Genomic DNA, 542 nt, shown 5'->3' with positions numbered 1-542 from the left:
GGGGGAGACGGGCGGGCGGGGTCCTGACATGGTCTGCCTCCCAGCGGATTGCTCCCACGGATGTGTTGCTGTCTCTATTCACATCCTCATCACGTGAATAGAGCTAGTCAATACGGCGTCGCGCGCCACACGGGTACTCCCCGGATGCTTCGCTGGACGGATCCGGACGAATGGCGCCGGACGACGGCGGGGCCGCAGGGACGGGAGCGACGGCATGGACGGCACGGACGACACCAACGGCCTGCACGGCCCGCACNNCGGGCCGTCCGGCGGGACGCGGCGGTGCGGGCCGCGGTGGAGCAGGGGCTGCTCGGCCCCGGCTCCCCCCTCGTGTGCCTGCTCGACGTCACCGGCATCCGGGCCTCGGCGGCCTCGCTGCGGGCGGCGTTCGCGGCGGTGACGGCACCGGGCACCCCGGTGCTGCACGCCTTCGCCGTCAAGGCGACCCCGCTCGTGCCCGTGCTGCGGCTGCTGCACGAGGAGGGCCTGGGCGCCGAGGTGGCGAGCCCCGGCGAGCTGGCCCTGGCGCGGGCGGCCGGGGT

General features: G+C 74.4%; 1 pseudogene. It reads left to right on the top strand.

Going from position 1 to position 542, the window contains the following annotated elements:
- Positions 1–144: 144 nt before the first annotated feature.
- Positions 145–542, top strand: a pseudogene (locus CCN35_RS29760) (hypothetical protein); the annotation flags it as partial.

Origin of the sequence: Streptomyces thermovulgaris (genome assembly GCF_002155915.1) — a bacterium.
GTDB lineage: Bacteria > Actinomycetota > Actinomycetes > Streptomycetales > Streptomycetaceae > Streptomyces > Streptomyces thermovulgaris.
Note: the sequence above shows the minus strand (reverse complement) of the source record. Positions and strands in the feature narration are given on the sequence as shown.